This window comes from Pseudomonas sp. NA-150, assembly GCF_044336365.1.
Taxonomy (GTDB): domain Bacteria; phylum Pseudomonadota; class Gammaproteobacteria; order Pseudomonadales; family Pseudomonadaceae; genus Aquipseudomonas.
In genome coordinates, this window is sequence record NZ_CP172305.1 from 2,273,413 (window position 1) to 2,293,213 (window position 19,801).

General features: G+C 60.1%; 24 protein-coding genes and 2 pseudogenes. 14 read left to right on the forward strand and 12 right to left on the reverse strand.

The window, feature by feature from the left end; genetic code table 11:
• Positions 1–171 precede the first annotated feature (171 nt).
• From ACF0H7_RS10870 to ACF0H7_RS10880, 3 genes are all read left to right on the forward strand, one after another.
• Positions 172–1,146, forward strand: coding sequence for a nitrilase-related carbon-nitrogen hydrolase (locus ACF0H7_RS10870; RefSeq protein WP_397452755.1), 975 nt, complete (start codon positions 172–174; stop codon positions 1,144–1,146).
• Between the two features lie 235 nt (positions 1,147–1,381).
• Positions 1,382–2,314, forward strand: a complete 933-nt coding sequence (locus ACF0H7_RS10875; protein WP_397452756.1) for a GlxA family transcriptional regulator — start codon at positions 1,382–1,384, stop codon at positions 2,312–2,314.
• Between the two features lie 225 nt (positions 2,315–2,539).
• The gene (locus ACF0H7_RS10880) at positions 2,540–3,109 is read left to right on the forward strand and encodes a cysteine dioxygenase (RefSeq protein WP_397452757.1); all 570 of its coding nucleotides are present in this window, start codon (positions 2,540–2,542) and stop codon (positions 3,107–3,109) included.
• Between the two features lie 24 nt (positions 3,110–3,133).
• Here ACF0H7_RS10880 and ACF0H7_RS10885 read toward each other — a convergent pair whose 3' ends face one another.
• Positions 3,134–3,883 carry an ABC transporter substrate-binding protein gene (locus tag ACF0H7_RS10885; RefSeq protein WP_397452758.1) on the reverse strand — a complete coding sequence of 250 codons (750 nt, stop codon included), beginning with the start codon at positions 3,881–3,883 and terminating at the stop codon, positions 3,134–3,136.
• A gap of 154 nt (positions 3,884–4,037) precedes the next feature.
• Positions 4,038–4,916: a LysR family transcriptional regulator gene (locus ACF0H7_RS10890; protein WP_397452759.1), complete on the reverse strand. Its 879-nt coding sequence runs from the start codon at positions 4,914–4,916 to the stop codon at positions 4,038–4,040.
• Positions 4,917–5,020: 104 nt separating this feature from the next.
• Between ACF0H7_RS10890 and ACF0H7_RS10895 the strand changes: the two genes are divergently transcribed.
• Positions 5,021–5,395: a cupin domain-containing protein gene (locus tag ACF0H7_RS10895; protein ID WP_397452760.1), complete on the forward strand. Its 375-nt coding sequence runs from the start codon at positions 5,021–5,023 to the stop codon at positions 5,393–5,395.
• 218 nt (positions 5,396–5,613) lie between these two features.
• Entirely contained in the window at positions 5,614–5,799 is a 186-nt protein-coding gene (locus ACF0H7_RS10900) for a DUF2188 domain-containing protein (RefSeq protein ID WP_397452761.1), read from the forward strand.
• A gap of 31 nt (positions 5,800–5,830) precedes the next feature.
• On the opposite strand, the pseudogene ACF0H7_RS10905 reads toward ACF0H7_RS10900, so the two are convergent.
• From ACF0H7_RS10905 to ACF0H7_RS10920, 4 genes and pseudogenes are all read right to left on the reverse strand, one after another.
• Positions 5,831–6,305, reverse strand: a pseudogene (locus tag ACF0H7_RS10905) (periplasmic heavy metal sensor).
• A complete protein-coding gene (locus ACF0H7_RS10910) occupies positions 6,302–6,736 on the reverse strand; it encodes a hypothetical protein (RefSeq protein WP_397452762.1) in 435 nt (144 codons plus the stop codon). Before ACF0H7_RS10910 ends, ACF0H7_RS10905 begins: the two are co-directional and overlap by 4 nt.
• Positions 6,733–7,314 (reverse strand): RNA polymerase sigma factor, encoded by a 582-nt coding sequence (locus ACF0H7_RS10915; protein WP_397452763.1) that lies wholly within the window; start codon positions 7,312–7,314, stop codon positions 6,733–6,735. The genes ACF0H7_RS10910 and ACF0H7_RS10915 overlap by 4 nt, the downstream gene beginning before the upstream one ends.
• A 108-nt stretch (positions 7,315–7,422) precedes the next feature.
• A complete protein-coding gene (locus ACF0H7_RS10920) occupies positions 7,423–7,743 on the reverse strand; it encodes a YXWGXW repeat-containing protein (protein ID WP_397452764.1) in 321 nt (106 codons plus the stop codon).
• A 203-nt stretch (positions 7,744–7,946) separates the two neighbouring features.
• Here ACF0H7_RS10920 and ACF0H7_RS10925 point away from each other — a divergent pair, with 203 nt between their 5' ends.
• The 4 genes and pseudogenes from ACF0H7_RS10925 (at position 7,947) to ACF0H7_RS10940 (ending at position 10,840) form a co-directional block, all read left to right on the forward strand.
• Positions 7,947–8,078 carry a hypothetical protein gene (locus tag ACF0H7_RS10925; RefSeq protein WP_397452765.1) on the forward strand — a complete coding sequence of 44 codons (132 nt, stop codon included), beginning with the start codon at positions 7,947–7,949 and terminating at the stop codon, positions 8,076–8,078.
• A 185-nt stretch (positions 8,079–8,263) separates the two neighbouring features.
• Positions 8,264–8,944 carry a GNAT family N-acetyltransferase gene (locus ACF0H7_RS10930; RefSeq protein ID WP_397452766.1) on the forward strand — a complete coding sequence of 227 codons (681 nt, stop codon included), beginning with the start codon at positions 8,264–8,266 and terminating at the stop codon, positions 8,942–8,944.
• A pseudogene (locus ACF0H7_RS10935) lies at positions 8,945–10,175 on the forward strand (helix-turn-helix domain-containing protein).
• A gap of 35 nt (positions 10,176–10,210) precedes the next feature.
• The gene (locus ACF0H7_RS10940; protein ID WP_397452767.1) at positions 10,211–10,840 is read left to right on the forward strand and encodes a PQQ-binding-like beta-propeller repeat protein; all 630 of its coding nucleotides are present in this window, start codon (positions 10,211–10,213) and stop codon (positions 10,838–10,840) included.
• Positions 10,841–10,845: 5 nt separating this feature from the next.
• Here the strand turns inward: ACF0H7_RS10940 and yghX are convergent, their stop codons facing one another.
• Positions 10,846–11,733: a YghX family hydrolase gene (yghX, locus tag ACF0H7_RS10945; protein WP_397452768.1), complete on the reverse strand. Its 888-nt coding sequence runs from the start codon at positions 11,731–11,733 to the stop codon at positions 10,846–10,848.
• A 198-nt stretch (positions 11,734–11,931) separates the two neighbouring features.
• On the opposite strand from yghX, the gene ACF0H7_RS10950 reads away from it, so the two are divergent.
• On the forward strand, positions 11,932–12,603 hold the full coding sequence (locus tag ACF0H7_RS10950) for an ATPase (protein ID WP_397452769.1): 672 nt from the start codon (positions 11,932–11,934) through the stop codon (positions 12,601–12,603).
• 55 nt (positions 12,604–12,658) lie between these two features.
• On the opposite strand, the gene ACF0H7_RS10955 is transcribed toward ACF0H7_RS10950, so the two are convergent.
• Both ACF0H7_RS10955 and ACF0H7_RS10960 read right to left on the reverse strand, forming a co-directional pair.
• A complete protein-coding gene (locus ACF0H7_RS10955) occupies positions 12,659–12,988 on the reverse strand; it encodes a hypothetical protein (protein WP_397452770.1) in 330 nt (109 codons plus the stop codon).
• A 133-nt stretch (positions 12,989–13,121) separates the two neighbouring features.
• Positions 13,122–14,030 (reverse strand): LysR family transcriptional regulator, encoded by a 909-nt coding sequence (locus ACF0H7_RS10960; protein WP_397452771.1) that lies wholly within the window; start codon positions 14,028–14,030, stop codon positions 13,122–13,124.
• 106 nt (positions 14,031–14,136) lie between these two features.
• Here ACF0H7_RS10960 and ACF0H7_RS10965 point away from each other — a divergent pair, with 106 nt between their 5' ends.
• Positions 14,137–15,477 (forward strand): MFS transporter, encoded by a 1,341-nt coding sequence (locus ACF0H7_RS10965; protein ID WP_397452772.1) that lies wholly within the window; start codon positions 14,137–14,139, stop codon positions 15,475–15,477.
• 32 nt (positions 15,478–15,509) lie between these two features.
• Positions 15,510–16,784 (forward strand): glucarate dehydratase family protein, encoded by a 1,275-nt coding sequence (locus ACF0H7_RS10970; protein WP_397452773.1) that lies wholly within the window; start codon positions 15,510–15,512, stop codon positions 16,782–16,784.
• Between the two features lie 178 nt (positions 16,785–16,962).
• On the opposite strand, the gene msrA is transcribed toward ACF0H7_RS10970, so the two are convergent.
• Complete coding sequence (gene msrA, locus ACF0H7_RS10975) at positions 16,963–17,469, reverse strand: peptide-methionine (S)-S-oxide reductase MsrA (protein ID WP_397452774.1); 507 nt, start codon at positions 17,467–17,469, stop codon at positions 16,963–16,965.
• 273 nt (positions 17,470–17,742) lie between these two features.
• Between msrA and ACF0H7_RS10980 the strand changes: the two genes are divergently transcribed.
• Positions 17,743–18,090: a hypothetical protein gene (locus ACF0H7_RS10980; protein WP_397452775.1), complete on the forward strand. Its 348-nt coding sequence runs from the start codon at positions 17,743–17,745 to the stop codon at positions 18,088–18,090.
• Positions 18,091–18,237: 147 nt separating this feature from the next.
• On the opposite strand, the gene ACF0H7_RS10985 is transcribed toward ACF0H7_RS10980, so the two are convergent.
• On the reverse strand, positions 18,238–18,708 hold the full coding sequence (locus ACF0H7_RS10985; RefSeq protein ID WP_397452776.1) for a phosphate-starvation-inducible PsiE family protein: 471 nt from the start codon (positions 18,706–18,708) through the stop codon (positions 18,238–18,240).
• Between the two features lie 255 nt (positions 18,709–18,963).
• On the opposite strand from ACF0H7_RS10985, the gene ACF0H7_RS10990 reads away from it, so the two are divergent.
• Entirely contained in the window at positions 18,964–19,416 is a 453-nt protein-coding gene (locus ACF0H7_RS10990; RefSeq protein WP_397452777.1) for a hypothetical protein, read from the forward strand.
• Between the two features lie 20 nt (positions 19,417–19,436).
• Here the strand turns inward: ACF0H7_RS10990 and ACF0H7_RS10995 are convergent, their stop codons facing one another.
• The gene (locus tag ACF0H7_RS10995; protein ID WP_397452778.1) at positions 19,437–19,796 is read right to left on the reverse strand and encodes a MerR family transcriptional regulator; all 360 of its coding nucleotides are present in this window, start codon (positions 19,794–19,796) and stop codon (positions 19,437–19,439) included.
• Positions 19,797–19,801 lie beyond the last annotated feature (5 nt).

Sequence of the window (19,801 nt, forward strand, 5' to 3'; positions counted from 1 at the left end):
TGAGAATCGCCATCGCCGCCAAGCCGGACTGCTAAGGATGGGAATCAACGGCAAAATTTGTGTGCCGAGCACAATGACCTAAAAGGAGGGAACTGCGACGTATCGTCATTATATTTCGATAGTAATCTTATCCCCATTGAACACCCCGACTACTCAATGAGGAGCTTTAAAATGACCATCATCAAAGCCGCCGCCGTACAGATCGCCCCTGTCCTTTATAGCCGTGAAGGCACCGTGGACAAGGTCGTGAAGAAGATTCTGGAACTCGGTGAAAAGGGCGTGCAGTTCGCCGTTTTCCCGGAAACCATCGTGCCGTACTACCCCTACTTCTCGTTCGTGCAAACGCCGTACGAAATGGGCAGTGAGCACTACAAGTTGCTGGACCAGGCCGTCACCGTGCCTTCCGCTGCCACCGATGCCATCGGCAAGGCCGCCAAAGAAGCCAACATGGTGGTCTCCATCGGCGTCAACGAACGTGATGGCAGCACCCTCTACAACACGCAACTGTTGTTCGATGCCGACGGCACCCTGATCCAGGCGCGTCGCAAAATCTCCCCGACTTACCACGAACGCATGATCTGGGGCATGGGCGACGCATCGGGCCTGAAAGCGGTCGACAGTGCGGTAGGCCGTGTGGGCCAACTGGCCTGCTGGGAGCACTACAACCCACTGGCCCGTTATGCGCTGATGGCCGACGGCGAGCAGATTCACGCCGCCATGTACCCAGGTTCGTTTGCCGGCCCGCTGTTCACTCGTCAGATGGAAGTCAGCATCCGCATGCACGCCCTGGAAGCGGCGTGCTTCGTGGTCAACTCGACCGCCTGGCTGTCCCCTGAGCAACAAGCGCAGATCCAGGCCGACACCGGCTGCCCCATCGAGCCGATTTCCGGCGGCTGCTACACCGCGATCATCGACCCGCAGGGTGAAGTCCTCGGCTTCATGACCGAAGGTGAAGGTGAAGTCATTGCCGACCTGGACTTGTGGGAAATCGACAAGCGCAAGCGTCAGATGGATTCTCGCGGCCACTACAGCCGCCCGGAACTGCTGAGCCTGATGATTGATCGCACGCCACACTCCCACGTGCATGAACGTGGCGCGAACCCGACGTTGACCGCGTTTGAAGGTCAGGAAGTCGCTGCCAAGTAAACAGCCCCGCTGATTGTTTTTAAAGACCTCACGCCGGCCTGACCGCCCGCGTGAGGTTCTGTCGTCAGAGGGGTTCAGTCATGCAAGAAATAGGGTTTGTGCTTTACCCGGAATTCCAAAGACCGCGCCCGCAGCGCAGGGCGAGTGTTGAAGGTTTGCATTGCACCAAGCGAAGAGGGACGATTGGCGTATGACCGAAATATCACGGCCTTCATCGTCCCGAGGCACGCCCCCCATGCAGAACATCGGATTGATCTTGTACCCGGGGTTTCAGGTCCTGGGACTGAGCATGTGCGCGACCTTTGAAGTGGCCAACAGCTTTGCGCAACGCTCGGTGTATGACATCACCCTGTTGTCGGAAACCGGCGGCCTGATCAACACCTCCGCCGGTTTTGGCGTGAACTCGACGGCCTTCGACGAGCAACGGTTCGATACGTTGCTGGTGCTGGGCGATAACGTTGTGCGCCCGGTGTCCCCAGGGCTGGTCGACTATTTGCGGCGCTCGAGTCAGGCGACCCGGCGCATCGGCTCGATTTGCACCGGGTCCGCCGCACTGGCCGAAGCCGGTTTGCTGGAGGGGCGTCGTGTCACCACCCACTGGTCGCATGCCCGGGAATTGCAACGGTCCTACCCGAACACCAAGGTCAACGAAGACCGGATTTTTATTAACGACGGGCCGATCTGGACGGCGGCGGGGATGACCGCGTGCGTTGATTTGTCGCTGGCACTGGTGGAAAACGACCTCGGCGTTGAGATCACCCGTCAGGTGTCCAAGCAATTGGTGGTCTACCACCGCCGGGCTGGGGGCCAGTCGCAGTTTTCGGTGATGCAGGACCTCGACCCCAAGTCGGATCGCATTCAGGTCGCGTTGACCTATGCCCGGCAACACCTCAAGGCCGATCTCTCGGTTGAAAGCCTGGCCTACGTCGCCAACATGAGCCCACGCCAATTCAGTCGGGTGTTCCTCGCCGAAACCGGCAAGTCGCCGGCCAAAGCGGTTGAACAGCTCAGGGTCGAATCAGCCCGGTTGATGATGGAAGCCGGAGACCACTCGGTAGACGCCGTCGCCACCGAGATTGGCTTCGGCGATCAAGAGCGCATGCGCCGCGCGTTCATCCGGGCGTTCGGACAGCCGCCGCAAGTGTTTCGGCGGGCACACCGTAATTAGGGTGGCTCGATGGGCGATCCGATGATTTCAGGCAACACACAGCCTGTGTAAAAGCTGCCGAAGGCTGCGAACAATTGCTCATCGCGAAGGTCGTTCCGACCTTATCGCAGCCTGCGGCAGCGCCTACAATATCGGGTCCCATCACAGTGCACGGCCAGTGCGATAAATCGACTACATTGAACGCGGTCTTCTGATGTCTGAACGCAACCAACGGAGATGGTGCACATGCCCAGCACAGCCCTTGCCCGATTCATCGATCATGCCACCGAGCTAAGCCGCAAGGAGTCGTCGCCCTGTGACTGCGTCGCGGCGCTGGCGCCGTACATGATGGAACTGATCGACAAAGCACCGCGTTTCCTGGAGCCGGAGCATTACCGCAGTGACCCCGACCACTACTCGCGCAACCTGATTTACCGGGCGGCGGATGATGGATTGTCGCTGTATGCCTTGGTGTGGACGCCGGGGCAATGGACGCCCGTGCATGACCACGGCAGCTGGGGCGTGGTGGGCATTGTCGAGGGGGTGTTGGAGGAGCGCAGTTTCGTTTGTCTGTCGGCAGACCGCAGCCGTGATGAAGGGATTGAAATGGTCCGGGGTGGGGTGATTCTGTTACCTCCGGGTTCGGTCACCAGCTTTGTGCCGAACCCCGATCATATCCATATCACCGGAGTTCCCCTTGACCGGCCGCGTGCCGTGAGCCTGCACCTGTATGGGCGAATGATGAACAATTTCCATATTTACGATGTGGACGCAGGTACACGGCAACTGGTTGAGCTGGAGCACAATCCTAACTAGCCGCGGGCGAGCGGGGAGTGTGGATCAGTCGTTCGCCCCGGCCACTTCAGCGCCTTCGATCTTGTGGCTGGCCATCGACGCGGCGACCACGCCGGAGGCTTTCATCTCTTCGACAAAAGCCGATAGATAAGTGGCGGCGGCATCACCTTTGGCCTTTGGCACGCCCATGGCCTGGCGAATGACCATGAAGCGTTGATCGAGAATCCGCAAACCGCCGGCCGTTGCCGCGTCCTTTTCCAGCTGTTGCTTGACCCCGGCCGCCACGGACAAATGCTGATCGAGAAAACCTTGAACCACGGCTGGCGACGTCGGAATCCGGACAATGGTTGCATGCTGCAATTCGCGGGTGAGAAACAGGTCGTAAGCGCTGTCTTTGCCCACGGCGACGCTGATGCCGGGTTGATCAACCTGCTGGTTGGTGGTGATCGGCGACCCGTCGCGCACCGCATAAAACCCCTCGATCAAGACATAGGGTTGGGTGAAGCTGATTGCCTGGCCACGTTTCGGGTCGACCGCAAAGAAGCCGACATCCGCCTTGTCTTGCTCCACGTTCTCCACCGATGCGCCGGCCGATTTGACCGCGATCAGTTGCAGCGGGACGCCGAGGCGCTGTGCCAACGCCGTCGCCAGGTCTACGGAAATCCCCACCGGCTCGCCGGTTTTCGGGTCCAGACTCGCCAACACCGGATTCCCCAGGTTGATCGAGGCGCGCAATGTGCCGCTCGGGGCGAACACTGCCGCCATGGGTGACGGTGAATCATTGGCCTGGGTCATCGTGGTACCTGAGGTTTGCGCCAGCGCTGGCGTCATGCTGCTGAATAAGCAAAAAGCCGAAAGGGTTGAAAGCAATGCGGCCCTGACGTGTCGTGTCGAAAACGTCTGCATTCTTGGTTCTCCGTGCCTGTGGGGCGCAATCATATGCAGAACATTACCCTGCTGCGGTTTGGTTTGACCACCGCGAAGATGCCCGATAATGCTCGCGAATCAATCCCGCCAAATCTTTCACCGCCATGCTGTGTTCGCCCTCGGGCAGGTGCAGTTCGATGGCGAAATCTTCCAGCACCGGCAACCGCGAATCCGCGCCGAGGATGCGCAGGTCGTGGGGCACGGTCGAGGCCAGCCACGCGGTGACGGCCAGGTCGGAGCGCACGGTGGAGGCGGTGGCCTCAATGGTGGCGTTGCCGAACACGATCTTGTAGGGGATGCGTTTCTGGTTCAGGCGTGAGAACAGGGTCGGGCGGAACTCGCAGGTCTCGCTCACCAGGCACAGCGGCAGCGGGCGCAACGCGTGGGCCTCACCGCCGCCGACCCATACCAGCGGCTCGGTGGCCAGGTGCTCGGCGCAGGCCTCGGTCAAGGGGCATTCGGCGATGGCGATGTCCAACTCGCCCTTGTGCAAGCGCTCACGCAGCGCCGATGACGAGTCGCAGACCAGTGCCACTTCAGCCGCTGGATGAGCCTGCATGAACGCTTTGAGAATCGGCGGAAAGTGCGAGCCGACCAGGTCGTAAGGCACGCCGACGCGGGGCTTTTCAGCCACTGTGGATTCGCTCATCGAACGGTACATCTGCTCGCTGGCCTTGAGCAGACGCAGCGCTTGCGGCAACAGTCTGGCGCCTTGCGCGGTCAAGCGAGTGCCTTGCGCAGTTCGTTCCAGCAGGCGGCTGGCGAAGAAGTCCTCCAGACGTTTGAGTCGCAAGCTGACGCCGCCCTGCGTCAGGTGCAGGCGCTGGGCCGCCGCGGAAATACTGCCCGTTTGAGCGGTGGCGACAAAGGCGCGCAGCAGGGCCAGATCGATGTCGTGCATGGGGAGGCCATTAGCGTTGTTAATGGCTGCATTATAAAGCCTCGCTACTCAAGCGATAGAGGGGCGCCTAAAGTACTCGCACAATCCCACGACGAGGAATGACCGTGAAGCTATCCGACCAACCGGTGAATATTGCCCAGGCACTTGCCAGCCTGACCGACTATTGGAGCCCGAAGGTTGTGGGCCAGGTGAATGACCAGTACTTGAAAGTCGCCAAGCTCAAAGGCGAATTGCTCTGGCATGACCACGCCAATGAAGACGAAACCTTTGTGGTGATCTACGGCACGCTGAAAATCCAGTTGCCGGAGCGGGAAGTGGTGATCGGCGTCGGTGAGTTCTTCACCGTGCCCAAAGGTGTTCGACATAACCCGGTGGCGGAACAGGAGTGCGGGATTCTGCTGATTGAAACCGTGACCACGCTGCACACCGGCACCGAACAGAGTGAGCGCAGCGTGCCGATCAGTGCGCAGTTGGGGTAGCCGGCGGCTTGTGCCCAGGTAAGCCTGCTTTATTGCCTGAAAACATAGAATTTCCCACACAGATCGTCAGCACCACACTCCCTGCGAAGGCTGCCAACGTTTGTCGCTTTATCGGCGATGCTGAACCTTTGTTCGGTGCAATGCTCGTACACTCAGCGACAGCCCCGAGTCCGGTGTACGAGGCGAGTCCGGGTTATTTCTTTTTCGAGGAGGTGACTATGAACGGTATAACGCTCACCAAAACACGCATCAATGGTTATGACGTGCTCAGCGTCCACAGCAGCACGTGGAAGGTCTGCACCAAAGATGATCGATTAGGCACGTTCGGCTCGCGGGAGGAAGCCTTTGCGTATGCGGCGTCCTTGCCGACTTATACGCCAAGGCCGAAACAAGCCTCGGCCTGAGCCACGCCTGCGGGCGCGGTGACGCTGGCGTTTACTCCTCGTTCTCGGGCTGGGCCTTGGCCTGGCCACGAAAGTACATGGAATCGGCCAGCCGCTGGCGTTCAGCGGCCGGCAGAGTGCTGGCGAAGTCGGCGAGGGTAGTGTCGACGTGGGTCCTGAGGGCGATGTCCGCGTCGCGGGCTTTGCCAAGGTTGCTATCGAGCGCGCTGGCGATCCAGCGTCGGTGCCTGCAGTTGCTTGACCACTTCCAGGCGCGCCTGGCGGCTGGCCATGATTAGCTCCTGGTTCTCTACGCGGGTCTGGCGCAGCAATTGGCGCAACTGATGCCGTTGCGGCGCCGGCAGTTCCACCATCACCTGACGCAAACCGTGCTGGTTGATCGCCGGCACCGGTTTGGGGTGGTTCGACCACTGATAAAGCCCGCCGGCCACACCGCAGACCAGGAACACATTGATCAACAACGACACCGCCAGCAGCGGTTTGAAATATTTGAACGGCAGACTCACGGGTCAATCTCCTCGACGTTGAAGCTGGAAACGATGTCGGCATCGCTCTGGTCGAAAACGCTGGGCAGGGCTTCGGATGATGTGGACAGCGGCAGGCTCAAGGACGCGACCATCATGCCGACGGCAACCCCCGCCAAGCCGGCACCAACGAACCCGGCCGGTGACAGCCAGCCGATATAACGCGCCCAGAATGAAGTCGACGGGGCAGGGATGGCCGACGCGGCAATGCGTTGCGCCAGACCGGGCGTCGGTGCCGCGAGGTGATGACTGTCCAGCCTGCCATCGAGCCAATGTGCCTGGTGCAGGGCTTCCAGCGCGCGAACGTCGCCACCGGCGAGCAAGGCCTGGGCAGCGTCGCGCTCGCTGGCAGGCCAGCGTTGCAGGTCGGCACCGTAGGCATCGGCCAAGTGGACAAATCGTTCGGGTGTCATCGTTTTTTCCTTCCTGGGACGGCTTCGCCAGGTGCTTCGGCGAGGTATGCGCGCAGGTTGCGCCGAGCCCGTGACAACAGGCTTTCCAGTGCATCGACGCTGATATCCATAAGCGCCGCAGCGTCGATGTTCGACAGTTCCTGGTAGTACTGCAACACAATAGCTTCGCGTTGACGATCGGGTAGCGCGGCCAGCGCGGCGGCCATCTGTGCGCTGCGCTCGGTCGCGTCCAACTGCTCATCGGGCGGTAACGCGGGGTCGAGCGGTTCGAGTGCCGAGTCCATCTCCGTCAGCGGTTGCTCGTTGCGCCTGCGCAAGCGGTCGTAGCACAGGTTGAGCGCCACCCGGTGCAGCCAGGTATCGAATCGAGCGTGCCCACCGCGCCAGTTCGCCGCTTGTTTCCAAATCCGCAGAAAGCTTTCCTGCGCCACGTCCCGGGCTTCTTCAGCATCGCCCAACAAGCGGCCGGCAAGGGCGAGCAGGCGCGGTAGCTTGCGCGACACCATCTCTTTCACGGCCTCCGGTTCGTTGTTGCCGATGCGGGCCAATAGCTCAACGTCCGGGTCAATCTCGTTCAATAGGGCAGGTCTCGATCCGGTGGCTGGGGGTCAGGTGTCATTGGCCTGACGGGGAAACAAGAGGACAACCTGTGTCCTCTTGTTTCAGACCACGGCCCTGCGATTGGTTCAGCGCATCCAGTGGCCGTCGACCCAGAACCAGTTCGGCCCACGGGCTACCCAATGGCCCGGCGCCCAGCGCGAGCCGTGTCGCTCCGCCTGCCAGTGGCCGGGAACCCAACCATAACCGCGGCCTTCCCAGCGCCAGTGGCCTTGATCCCAGACATAACCAGGGCGGCCCATGGGCACTTGCTCGACGCGCATCGGTGGCGGCGCGTCGCGAATGATGACTTCGGTCTGAGCAAAGGCGGGCGAACTCGCCAGCGCTGCGAGGGCGAACGGGATGACCAGGACATGCCGTAATTTGGCCAGACGGGATGTAAGACTCATGACAACTCCTTCATGCCTGCGCCCGACGGTGAGCGCAGCTACTGACTTGAACGCGGCAGCCAAAGAAATCCGTCGCGAAATAATCATTTATTTTTTCAACAGAAAATAGTGCGTTGCAGCGACGGGTTTTCAGCGACGCCGCGTTCAATGGATAGCCGCTCACACGAGCAGCTGTTTGCCATTGCAACCTTGAGGAATTTTCCATGACCCGACGTATCGCACTGCTCATTGCCCTCGGCTCGATCATGCTGAGCCTGAATGGCTGCTTCTTTTATGACGGCCACAGACACTGCTGCTGGCGTTACGATGCCGTTGAACACGGCCCTGTCCGGTAAATAGCGGCTGGGCTAAATCTGTAGGAGCTGCCGAAGGCTGCGATAAGGTCCACAGGACCTTCATGACGCACATTGGTTGGCGACCGGTTCCTACGGCAGCGCCTACAGAGGCAGCATGACAGACGGTAGACACACACCGGGAAAGGGTATGATAACCATGCCCAGCCCCCGGAGCCCGACGTTCAATGTCCACCCTGACCCTGTTCCAAGCCCCACCTCCCGAGGCGATCAAAAGCCAGATCCTGCAACTGGTGGTCGACTACCTCACCGATATCAGCACGGTGGCAATCGCGCCGAGCAATCCGCTCTACAACCTGTATCAGTACGGCATCGGTTTCGAAGTGCATCTGTACCTGGACGCCATGGACGGTTCCAAAGGCATTCCAGCCGAGTTGGTGGTGGCCACGGATCCGCACGACCCGGCCACGGTCATCGGCTTCTTGTTGTACCTGCCGGTGAAGGACGATCCCGAGGCGTGCGCCGTGGCGTACATGGCGGTGCGAGAAACTCATCGGCGGCAGGGTGTCGCGCGCGGCATGTTGCAGACGATGCTCGACCGTTACCCGCACGCGGAATTGGCCTGCGTAGTGGCCAGGGTCCCGGTGTTTGAAGCCATGGGCTTTCAGGTGTTGGCGGCGCGTGGGCCGCAAGTGGTGATGAATACCCGCGATCACGGCACCGATGGCCTGGTGGCGGTGCAGGATGTCGCACCGATCTACCGCTCGCTGGAAGTGCGGCAGATTCATAGCTATCTGCTGCAACAACATGGCAAGCGCGCGATGGTGGACGCCGAGAAAAAGCGCGACCGACAACTCGACCAGATGACCCGTCACGCCACGGCCTTTGTGCAGGAGCGGCTGGGGTAAATGGACTCGTTGATCACGGCGGCGGCGCGCGCGCTGGCGGCGGGTGACCCGCTCGGGGCACTCAGCCGCGTGGCCTTGCGCGACGACGCAGCGGCGCTCGCGCTGCGCGGGATTGCCATGGCGCAACTCGGTGATCTGGTTCGGGCGAAGGCGCTGGTCCGGCGTGCGGCCCGTGCGTTCGGGCCGTGCGTTCGGGCCGAAAGAAGCCTTGGCTCGGGCGCGTTGTGTGGTCGCAGAGGCGGAAATCGCGCTGGCTGCTCGTGAGTTGGCTTGGCCGACGAAAGCGCTCGACGCTGCACGTGTCGTCCTTGAAGCCCATGGCGACCGGGCCAATGCGGCCCATGCGCAGTACCTGGAGATTCGCCGCTGGCTGCTGATCGGGCGTCTGGATGAGGCCGAGCGTAGCCTGGCAACCCTCGATCCCACGGCGTTGCCACCGGCATTGAGGGCCGCCCACGAACTGGTGGTGGCCGGCATTGCCATGCGCCGTCTGCGGACCACGGCGGCGCGCGCTGCGTTGGGGCGGGCCCAACACGCCGCCCATCAGGCGGGCATCCCGGCGCTGAGCGCAGAAGTCGAGAGCGCTTTGTGTATCCTCAACAGCCCGGCCGCGCGCCTGATCGCCCGTGGCACAGAGCGCCCGTTGCTGCTGGATGAAGTTGAGGCATTGCGGGCGTCTACCGCATTGTTGGTGGATGCGTGCCGTTACGTCGTGGGCGACGCGCACACCCAGGTGTCCCTCGCTCGGCGTCCGCTGTTGTTCACCCTGGCGAGGGTGCTCGCGCAAGCGTGGCCCGCAGACGTGCCGAGGGAGGCGTTGATCGCCCAGGCCTTTCGCTTGAAACTCAGCGATGAATCCCATCGCGTGCGGTTGCGTGTCGAAATCGGCCGACTGCGCCTGGCACTGCGCCCACTGGCCAGCGTGACCGCCACCCAACGCGGGTTCGCCTTGGTGCCGCATGCTCCTGAAGTGGTGGTGCTGGCGCATTTGGTCGAAGAGCGCCAGGCGACGCTGTTGGCTTTTCTTGCCGACGGTGAGGCCTGGTCCAGTTCCGCGTTGGCCTTGGCCTTGGGCACCAGCCAACGCACGGTGCAGCGCGGCCTCGACACGCTGCTGGCCGCTGGCAAGGTGCAGTCGTTCGGTCGTGGCCGCGCCCTGCGCTGGATGACACCGGCGATACCGGGATTCGCGACGACCTTGTTACTCCCAGTGCTGCTGTCGAGCGAATAGGCTTCACTTCACTAACCCGTGAAGAGGATGCACAGATGAAACGCTCAACCGCTGAAATCCTTCGTGAATATGGCCCCTTTGCTGGCGTCGATGCCGTGCATGGCGTGACCTATGACGGCCATCAGGTGTGGTTCGCTTCCGGCGATAAACTCCACAGTCTCGACCCGGAAAGTGGCCAGACCCTGCGCTCCCTCGATGTTGCTGCGCATGCCGGTACGGCGTTCGATGGTCAGCACCTGTTTCAGATCGCCGAAGACCGCATCCAGAAAATCGATCCGCACACCGGCCGCGTAGTGCATAGCATTCCGGCTCCCGGCAGCAGTGACTCCGGGCTCACCTGGGCCGAAGGCACGCTGTGGGTCGGCGAGTATCGTGATCGCAAAATTCATCAGCTCGATCCGCAGACCGGCGCGATCCTGCGCACCCTTGAGTCCAACCGCTTCGTCACTGGCGTGACCTGGGTCGATGGCGAGCTGTGGCATGGCACCTGGGAGGGCGAGGAGAGTGAATTGCGGCACATTGATTCGACAACCGGCGAGGTGCTGGAAAGCGTAAGCATGCCGCCCGGTGTCGGGGTGTCGGGACTGGAGTCGGACGGCGGCGATCAGTTCTTTTGCGGCGGCGGTAGTAGCGGCAAGCTACGGACAGTGCAGCGGCCCACGTAAAGGCGTTACACCAGATACCGCCGAAACCAATCCAGCGTCCGGTTCCACGCCAGCTTGGCGGCGCCTTCGTCGTAGCGAGGCGTGGAGTCGTTGTGAAAGCCATGGTTTACGCCGGGGTAAATGTAGGCTTCATAGGTCTTGCCGGCCGCCTTTAGCGCCTGTTCATACGCAGGCCACCCGGCATTGATGCCGGTATCCAGTTCGGCGTAATGCAAAAGCAGCGGCGCCTTAATGCGCGGCACGTCCTCAGCCTTGGGCTGGCGACCGTAAAACGACACGGCGGCCCCCAGTTCTGGATACGCCACCGCCGCCGCATTGACCACGCCGCCGCCATAGCAGAATCCGGTGATGCCGACTTTACCGTTGCTGGCGTCATGGCTCATTAGCCACTCAATGGCGGCAAAAAAATCATTCATGAGCTTTTCCGGGTCGACGGTTTTCTGCAACGCCACGCCTTTTTCATCGTTGCCGGGATAACCGCCGACCGAGGTCAGGCCATCGGGAGCGAGGGCGATAAATCCGGCCTTGGCCAACCGGCGTGCGACATCTTCAATGTAGGGATTAAGCCCACGATTCTCATGCGCGACCACCACCGCCGCGACCTTGCTGGTGGCCTTCGCCGGACGCACCAGATAGCCGCGCACCTGGCCATTGCCCTTGGGCGAGGGGTACGTCACGTACTCGGCGACGATCTCCGGGTCGGTGAACTCTACCTGCTCGGCCAATGCATAATTTGGACTCAGCGCCTCGAGCACTGCGCTGGCCGCCAGCCCCCCAAGCGTGAACACCGCCGCCCGGTCGAGAAACTCACGCCGGGTGATCCTGCCGTGGACGTAGTAGTCGTACAGTTCAAGCAACTCGGGGGCAAAGTCTTTAGCGGTGAGACGGGTCATGGGTGCACGTCCTTTTTTAAGGAAGGTAAAGCAGCGATGAGTGATTAAAGCAGTGTTTGGGAGGGCGCATGAGCCGATGACACAGCCGTTACAATCATTCGTTTAGTCGATAGTTATAATCATACCGTTCACGTTTTAATTTTCTGGCAAAGGAGGAGGATAGCGATATACCGAACCGCTGTTGAAGGAAACTACGCGATGAGAATTTCAACCCTGCTGACTCTTGTCGCCGTATTGACCGGCGGTTTTACTGCCACCGCGCCGGCCTTCGCCGCTGATGCGCAGTCATGCCATTTTTTGCCGGTGGCGGACAGCAGCACCGCGCTGCAACACTCGCAATCGGTGGCTGTGCTCTACAGCGAAAATACCGTCAATACGCTTGAATACCTTGAGCGTTACCACGCCGTCGCGGTGAAAGGCGCAAAGAATGGCGCGCTTGATTCGCGCATCAGTGACGCTTTCGTCAACAGCTCGGATCCGACCCTGGCGATCAACTGGCTCAAGGGCTCATTACAGAAAGAGTTCGCTTCCGTGACCGTTTACGACAGTCTGGATGCGGTGGTGAATGCGCACCCTGACGTGGTCGTCATGCTCGACACTTACAGCCAGTTGGTGACCCAGCGTAATACTCAGGTTGAAGCGCGTTTCGTCGCCAAGTTCTACGATGCAAATCTGCAATACATCGGCAAAGCCGAAGGCTTTGGCGGCAAAGAATTACCGTCGGTGTGGGTGCACGGCAAGGCGGCCCCGGAAATTGCCGCGCAGATCAACCAGCAACGGGATTTGCAGGTGAACGCGCTGAAACAGTTTGATGCCTCGCTCAAGGTGCTGGTGTCGTCTGGTAAAGAGGCGCAGGTCGCGGCTAACTAAGAGCGCTAGATAGGTCGGTGCGAGTGGGCGCTCGCACCGCACACAGGTAAAAAACTCAGCTACCGATCTGGTGGCTTATGCCGTTTTCTTGTTTGTTAAGCGTCTTCTGTTCCTGCTTGGTGATATGGCCGCTGTTCTGGCTGGACATGTCGCGTTCTTCCTGACGAACCTGGTGGTCTTCCTTGTGCAGGCCAGCAGCCTGGCTCTTGGAAATTTCCCCACTTTTGACTTCGTTATGGATTCGCTTGTCCTGGTTGCTCAGACGACCGTTGACCTCGGCGCGGCGTGGGTGGTCCTTTTGCCATTGACCATCAGCAGCGATCGCGCTGCCAGCAATCACACCCATAACGCTGGACAACAGAAGAGCAGCAAATTTTTTAGACATCGTTGAATCCTGACGAGGGCATTAGACAGGCCCGGTTGATGTGTTCAGCAACTGCCGTATGGCCACTGAATCGTAACAAGATGTTGTAGACATGATTCGGCGCCGACAGTTCAGCCAGCCAGCGTCATCCTTTCTAATCGCTTGCGCCCCAACCGTCCCTTACCGCGTTGCGAATCCCCTCCAGCAACATGGCAAACGCCGGGTTGTCATTGTTCTCGCGCCAGATCAAATGCAGCTCGCTCTGCACCCCTTCACCCAAATCGATATCGCGAAACACCACGTTCTTGAACACCACACTGGTCGCGCAGCGCGGCACCAGCGCCAGGCCCATGCCCGCGTTGACCAATGCCAGGATGGTCAGCGATGAACCCAGCCATTGCACGTACTCCGGGGTGACGCGGGCGGAGCGTAGGGTACCGGTCAGCAGTTCGTTGAACGGCGGGTAGGCCGAGTGGGCGTACATCAGGAAGGGTTGCGCATCGAGGTCGTTGACCGACACCGCTTGCGCCGTGGCCAACTGATGACTGCGGGGCACGGCCAGCACGAACGGCTCGCGCACCAGGCATTCGGTGGCGTAACCCGGCTCCAGCAACGGCGCGCGAACAATGCCGAGGTCGATTCGCCGAGCGCGGATCGCTTCGTGTTGCTGATAGGTGTTCATTTCCGACAGATCGATTTTCACATGCGGCTGCTTGAGCCGGGCTTCGGCGATGACCTTGGGCAGGAACTCGTACACCGCGCTGCCAACAAAGCTGATGTTCACCGAGCCGATATCACCTTCGGCAAAACGCCGCGCGGTGACCGCCGCTTGTTGCGCACGCTCCAGCAGGTTCTGCGCCTCGACGAAGAACGCGCGGCCGGCGGCGGTGAGCGCAACGCTGCGGGTGGTGCGAGTGAACAGCTCGACACCGAGGTGGTGTTCCAGCAGTTGAATCTGTCGGCTGAGGGGCGGTTGCGTCATGTTCAAGCGTTCGGCGGCGCGACGGAAATTGAGTTCAGTCGCGACGGTGGTGAAACAGCGCAGTTGAGTCAGTTCGAACATTGATCTAATCCAGGTATCAATCGTATGCCAAGTTAGATTAGACGGGATCAATGACCGAGTCCATCATCCGGCTACCCCTAAAAAAACAATGATCGGGAGTCGCCCTTTGATTACTTTGCAGAGTCCGCCGGATCCTTCTGTGCTCGCCCGAGCCGCCGCCAAGGTCAAGCGCCATGTGCTGCCGCTGTTCGTGGTGATGTTCATCGTCAACTACATCGACCGGGTCAACATCGGTTTCGTGCGCAGTCATATGGAAACCGATCTGGGCATCGGCGCTGCAGCTTACGGGTTGGGCGCCGGATTGTTTTTCATCGGCTACGCGCTGTTTGAAGTGCCGTCCAACATGCTGTTGCAGCGTTTCGGCGCCCGCGTCTGGCTGACCCGGATCATGTTCACCTGGGGCGCGGCGGCCATGGCGATGGCTTTTGTGCGCGGCGAGACCAGTTTCTATGTGCTGCGCTTTATTCTCGGCGCGGCAGAGGCCGGTTTTTTCCCCGGCATCATTTATTACTTCACCCAGTGGCTGCCGGCGTCCGAACGCGGCAAGACCATGGCGGTGTTCCTTAGCGGTTCTGCGATTGCTTCGGTGATTTCCGGGCCGGTGTCTGGCGCGTTGCTGAACATCAACGGCTTGAGCCTGCATGGCTGGCAGTGGATGTTCCTGATCGAGGGTTTTGCCTCCATCGTGCTCTGTGGATTCGTCTGGTTCTGGCTGCAATCCCACCCCCGTCAGGCCAAGTGGCTGAGCGAAGAAGAGCGCGAGGCGCTGGTGTCGACCATCGCCGAAGAACAACAGGCGCGCGAAGCGGAGCAGGGCGTCAAACCGTCGATGTGGCGGTTGCTGGCGGACCGACAGATTGCGCTGTTCTGCTTCATCTATTTTTCCATCGCCCTGACCATCTATGGCGCCACCTTCTGGTTGCCCAGCATGATCAAGAAGATGGGCAGCCTCGGTGATTTTCAGGTCGGGCTGCTCAACTCGGTACCCTGGATCATTTCCATCATCGCCATGTACGGCTTTGCAGCCATGGCCAGCAAATGGAAGTTCCAACAAGCCTGGGTGGCGGTGACGCTGGTGATCGCGGCGGTCGGCATGTTCATGTCCACCACCGGCGGCCCGGTGTTTGCCTTTGTCGCGATCTGCTTTGCCGCCATCGGTTTCAAGGCCGCGTCGGCGCTGTTCTGGCCGATCCCCCAGGGGTATCTGGATGCACGCATCGCGGCCGCGGTGATCGCGTTGGTCAACTCCATCGGCAACCTCGGCGGCTTCGTCGCCCCCACTGCCTTCGGTTTTCTCGAGCAGTCCACGGGCTCGATCGAAGGCGGCATGTACGGCCTGGCGGCCACCTCGCTGGTGGCGGCGGTGGTGATCTTTTTCGCCCGCACGACACCGGCCAAGGGCAAATCCGCTGCGCTCGCGACACCCAGTCGCGCCGCCACTCATTAAGTCTTGAACACTGATCAGTCGGGAGCTTTCGCTTGAAAATCAAAAGAGTTACCGTGACCCCTATCGCCTTTCGCGATCCGCCACTGCTCAATGCCAGCGGCATCCACGAGCCTTACGCGCTGCGTTCGATCATCGAGATCGAGAGCGACAACGGCTACATCGGTCTCGGCGAGAGCTACGGCGATGCCCCGGCGCTGGCGATTCAGCAACAGCTGCAAGCGCAACTGATTGGTCTAGACCCGTTCAACCTCAACCAACTGCGCACTATCGTTCAGGCCACCGTGGCGGCCAACAAAACCACCCGCATCGCCGGTGCCGAACTGGCCCCCGGTTCCCACGCGAGCAAGGCGGTGAGCAACGCTTATTCGGCCTTCGAAGTAGCGTTTCTAGACCTGCAGGCGCATTACTTGAACGTGCCGTTGGTGGACCTGTTGGGCGGTGCGATTCGGGATGAAATTCCGTTCAGCGCCTACCTGTTCTTCAAGTACGCGCAGCACATTGATTCGCCGTACAAACCGGACAGTTGGGGTGAGGCGCTGAATGAAGAACAGATCGTTGCCCAGGCTCGGCGGATGATCGACACCTACGGTTTCAGGAGCATCAAACTCAAGGCCGGTGCACTGGAGCCGGAGCACGAGGTTGCGTGCATCAAGGCGCTGAAAAAAGCCTTTCCCGGTTACCCATTGCGCATCGACCCTAACGCCAACTGGTCGCTGGAGACGTCGATTCGCATGGCCGAGTTGCTGGGTGACGACTTGCAATATTACGAAGACCCGACGCCGGGCCTGGAAGGCATGTCCGAGTTGCACAAACGCACCGGCTTGCCGCTGGCGACCAACATGGTGGTCACCGACTTTGACGAGTTCCGCCGCAGCGTGGCGTTGAACAGCGTACAAATCGTCCTCGCCGACCACCATTACTGGGGTGGCCTGCGCGACACGCAGGCCTTGGCAAAAATGTGCCAGACCTTCGGCCTCGGTGTGTCCATGCACTCCAACTCGCACTTGGGCATCAGCCTCATGGCGATGGCGCATGTCGCGGCCTCGGTGCCGAACCTCGACTACGCCTGCGACACCCATTATCCCTGGCAGGAGCCGGACGAAGAAGTGATCAAGGGCGGCAAGCTGCCCATCGTCGATGGCTGCGTGAAGATCACCCGCGCACCGGGGCTGGGCCTTGAACTGGACCATGACCAGGTGGGCAAACTGCACGACCTGTACCTGACCTGCGGCATTCGCCAGCGCGATGACGTGAGACAGATGCAGCGTTACAAACCTGAGTGGAAGACCGTCAAGCCGCGTTTTTGAGGGGGCTGCATAACCTGCCTGGCCGTGTGCCAGGCAGGCCCGCGCATCGCGTGTTGGCGCTTGCGCGATTCGCTGAGTTCAGACGCATTCATACTTACGCCTAACGGGTCTATCCCGGTATTTGTGGGCGCTCCACAAAGTCCATCCCAGCGCCGGCAAGCCGGACTGCGGGGATTGATCAGCCGCGAACAGGCAGTTTCCAGTTTGGCCGAATGAAGTGGCAGGTGTAGCCGTTCGGGAGGCGTTCCAGGTAATCCTGATGTTCCGGTTCGGCTTCCCAGAACGGGCCAGCCGCCGCGATTTCGGTGACGACTTTGCCGGGCCACAGGTCGGAAGCGTCGACGTCGGCCACGGTGTCTTCGGCTACACGTTTTTGTTCGGCATTCAGGTAGAAAATCGCCGAGCGATAGCTCAGGCCGATGTCGTTGCCCTGGCGGTTGGCCGTCGAAGGGTCGTGGATCTGGAAGAAGAACTCGAGGATCTGGCGATAAGTGATCACGCTCGGGTCGAACACGATCTCGATCGCTTCAGCGTGGGTGCCGTGGTTGCGGTAGGTGGCGTTCGGTACATCGCCGCCCGAGTAACCGACACGGGTGGACAGCACGCCAGGGTAGCGCCGCAGCAGATCCTGCATGCCCCAGAAGCAGCCGCCAGCCAACAGGGCGGTTTCGGTTTGCGTTGTCATGGTTCAAATCCTCTTAATCAGTGACCTTGCCGCGCAGAGTACACCTCTGACGGGGGTATTCGGTTGATGCAATGGTCGAAAGCGGGCGGATGCCTGTTAGCCACAAACAGTGAACGAGCGAACTAGTTGTGGGGCTGTTCGCTACAATTTCAATACCTGGCGGGACTGACGTCCATCAGCACCCCTGAACAAATCCGATTCTGGTTACTCATATATTGAGTTGGCTGGCGCGCACCAAAAGCCGCGTCCAGCATCCTCTCAGGAGACAGCGCGATGAGTACGTTAACCATAGAAGGCTGGCGCAAACCGAGCGATGGCAGTAAGTCCGTGCCGCTGGGCGAAATCCATTTCGAAGTCGGTGCCCAAGAGCATTTACGATTGGAGGCGGCGGAGGAGCAATTGAACAACTCCGATCAAAAGGAAATCTTCATAGACGTCGACATGTCCACAATAAACCTGGTCTTGCCGGTGGAATGCGGGCCGTTATCGGATTGCCAATTCCGCGTTTATTTAAGTTCACCTTCTGGCGATAAGCGCGGGCAGTTTCACTTGGTGGGTCATCGGGCCAGTGACGACGGCTTGATTTACAGCAATGCGGTGATGATCGATCAGATGAGTTAGAGCAGACGTTTAAGCGGCACGCTGCGCCCTGTTGATCAGCATCGACAGGGCAGCGCTTTCTGGGCACCGGGCGGCAAAAGAGTCACTCGCGTAAGCGGCTGACGAACACATCTGCGCACTCTCGCTAAACACCCGACAGGCTGCACATCAGACATTCGGATCCGACCGCGGGCTTTGATCGCCAAGCGCTGCTGTCTTGCCTCGAACCAGAAAGTAACCACCCGCCAGCGCCAGCACCACCGCGGCTACACCCACCAGCGAACTGCCCGTCATGTGCTCCACATCCAAATTAATTACGTGGCGGCCAACAGCGATGATGGCAACGGCCAGGATGGTTTCCAGCCGAATGCGGTGCGATTTGAAATACACGCGCAACGTTTCCATAAGTTCGAGCCCGAGAATGATCAGCAGCACGCCGGAAAAGGCGGTCTGCACTGACTTCACAAGTTCCGGGACGGTATCGATGCTGCTAACGCGCTCGACGATATCGGACGCAAACATGACCCACAGCTGGATGACCATCACCAGAATCACCGCCATCAGCAAGACCTGAGCGGCCACCAAGATGCCTTGTTCGAACCAGTACGTGATTTTGAGAGCGAACTTACCTTTCTGCATGGCCGACGAGTTTCCTGTTTTCTGGACTGAGAACAATCTCTTGAGCGTTCACGTATGTTTCCCGAGCGCAGGGTGACGGAGGAAGTGTAGTCAACATTGAAGAAACATCATTGTGAGCGCCGCACACCCCTTGACCCAGACTCGCAAGTCCGAGCGATGAAAGAGGCTTCGCAGCCATTGCGATGCCGAGGCCGTAGTCGAGATGTCACGCTAAACTGAAGGATCCAGAACGCTCTAAACAATCATGGAGTTTTTATGAAAAAGTCCATCTTGCCCTCCGTAGCGTCAATCCTCTCGATTTTTTGCCTTTACGCCACTGCCGGCACCGTAACGCCGCTCAAAGGGCAGTCTCCTGAGCTCATCCAGCAAGACACAAGCGCGTGCCAGGCTCAGGCTGGCACCTCGAACAGCGCCAGCACCAGTTCGCAGTCTGGTGGTCGCGCCCGTGGTGCCGCCACCGGCGCAGTTGCGGGTGCGGCGGTGAGCGGGGCGCGCGCCAGTTCCAACTCCAAGGTGTATGACAATCTGGATTCGGATGTAAAACAGGATTACCGGCAGAATCAGTCGAAAGATGCTGCGGTGGCGGGAATGGTGGTGGGCGGGTCTCGGCAACGCCAGGATCGCCGAAGTGATCGGCAGACCACAGCTGCCGCTTCCTCCGCCTATAACACGTGCATGCAGCAACGCGGCTATCAGGTCACTCCCTGAGTCTGCCGGCTATCGTTGGCTCACCCCGCATCCAACAACGGGCACACCTGCGCCGCGCGCTCGGCAAGCATCGCTCGCAACGCCTGCATCTGCGCGACACGCTGATCCAGCAACGCAATCTTCTGGGCGAACAAAGTTGCCAGAAGATCGTTCGACACCTGTTCGCTGTTCCACAGCAGCGGCAGGTTTTCACCGATCTCGGCGAGGGAAAACCCCAGCTGTTGTGCCAGCTTGATATAGCCCACCAATTGCACGGTTTCCTGCGGGTAGAGCCGGTAGCCATTGGCGGTGCGCTGAGGCTTGATCAGCCCTTTCTCCTCATAAAAGCGCAACGCGTCCACGGAAACCCCCGTGCATTTCGCGACATCACCGATTCTCATGATCA

What these genes read in the sequence shown, in the direction of transcription:
- ACF0H7_RS10985 (WP_397452776.1), bottom strand. Translation starts at nt 18,708, where the DNA reads ATGCAGAAAGGTAAGTTCGCTCTCAAAATCACGTACTGGTTCGAACAA.
- ACF0H7_RS10960 (WP_397452771.1), bottom strand. Translation starts at nt 14,030, where the DNA reads ATGTTCGAACTGACTCAACTGCGCTGTTTCACCACCGTCGCGACTGAA.
- ACF0H7_RS10880 (WP_397452757.1), top strand. Translation starts at nt 2,540, where the DNA reads ATGCCCAGCACAGCCCTTGCCCGATTCATCGATCATGCCACCGAGCTA.
- ACF0H7_RS10990 (WP_397452777.1), top strand. Translation starts at nt 18,964, where the DNA reads ATGAAAAAGTCCATCTTGCCCTCCGTAGCGTCAATCCTCTCGATTTTT.
- ACF0H7_RS10950 (WP_397452769.1), top strand. Translation starts at nt 11,932, where the DNA reads ATGAGAATTTCAACCCTGCTGACTCTTGTCGCCGTATTGACCGGCGGT.
- ACF0H7_RS10875 (WP_397452756.1), top strand. Translation starts at nt 1,382, where the DNA reads ATGCAGAACATCGGATTGATCTTGTACCCGGGGTTTCAGGTCCTGGGA.
- ACF0H7_RS10910 (WP_397452762.1), bottom strand. Translation starts at nt 6,736, where the DNA reads ATGACACCCGAACGATTTGTCCACTTGGCCGATGCCTACGGTGCCGAC.
- ACF0H7_RS10940 (WP_397452767.1), top strand. Translation starts at nt 10,211, where the DNA reads ATGAAACGCTCAACCGCTGAAATCCTTCGTGAATATGGCCCCTTTGCT.
- ACF0H7_RS10980 (WP_397452775.1), top strand. Translation starts at nt 17,743, where the DNA reads ATGAGTACGTTAACCATAGAAGGCTGGCGCAAACCGAGCGATGGCAGT.
- ACF0H7_RS10920 (WP_397452764.1), bottom strand. Translation starts at nt 7,743, where the DNA reads ATGAGTCTTACATCCCGTCTGGCCAAATTACGGCATGTCCTGGTCATC.
- ACF0H7_RS10930 (WP_397452766.1), top strand. Translation starts at nt 8,264, where the DNA reads ATGTCCACCCTGACCCTGTTCCAAGCCCCACCTCCCGAGGCGATCAAA.
- ACF0H7_RS10925 (WP_397452765.1), top strand. Translation starts at nt 7,947, where the DNA reads ATGACCCGACGTATCGCACTGCTCATTGCCCTCGGCTCGATCATGCTG.
- ACF0H7_RS10870 (WP_397452755.1), top strand. Translation starts at nt 172, where the DNA reads ATGACCATCATCAAAGCCGCCGCCGTACAGATCGCCCCTGTCCTTTAT.
- ACF0H7_RS10890 (WP_397452759.1), bottom strand. Translation starts at nt 4,916, where the DNA reads ATGCACGACATCGATCTGGCCCTGCTGCGCGCCTTTGTCGCCACCGCT.
- yghX (WP_397452768.1), bottom strand. Translation starts at nt 11,733, where the DNA reads ATGACCCGTCTCACCGCTAAAGACTTTGCCCCCGAGTTGCTTGAACTG.
- ACF0H7_RS10885 (WP_397452758.1), bottom strand. Translation starts at nt 3,883, where the DNA reads ATGACCCAGGCCAATGATTCACCGTCACCCATGGCGGCAGTGTTCGCC.
- ACF0H7_RS10955 (WP_397452770.1), bottom strand. Translation starts at nt 12,988, where the DNA reads ATGTCTAAAAAATTTGCTGCTCTTCTGTTGTCCAGCGTTATGGGTGTG.
- msrA (WP_397452774.1), bottom strand. Translation starts at nt 17,469, where the DNA reads ATGACAACGCAAACCGAAACCGCCCTGTTGGCTGGCGGCTGCTTCTGG.
- ACF0H7_RS10900 (WP_397452761.1), top strand. Translation starts at nt 5,614, where the DNA reads ATGAACGGTATAACGCTCACCAAAACACGCATCAATGGTTATGACGTG.
- ACF0H7_RS10995 (WP_397452778.1), bottom strand. Translation starts at nt 19,796, where the DNA reads ATGAGAATCGGTGATGTCGCGAAATGCACGGGGGTTTCCGTGGACGCG.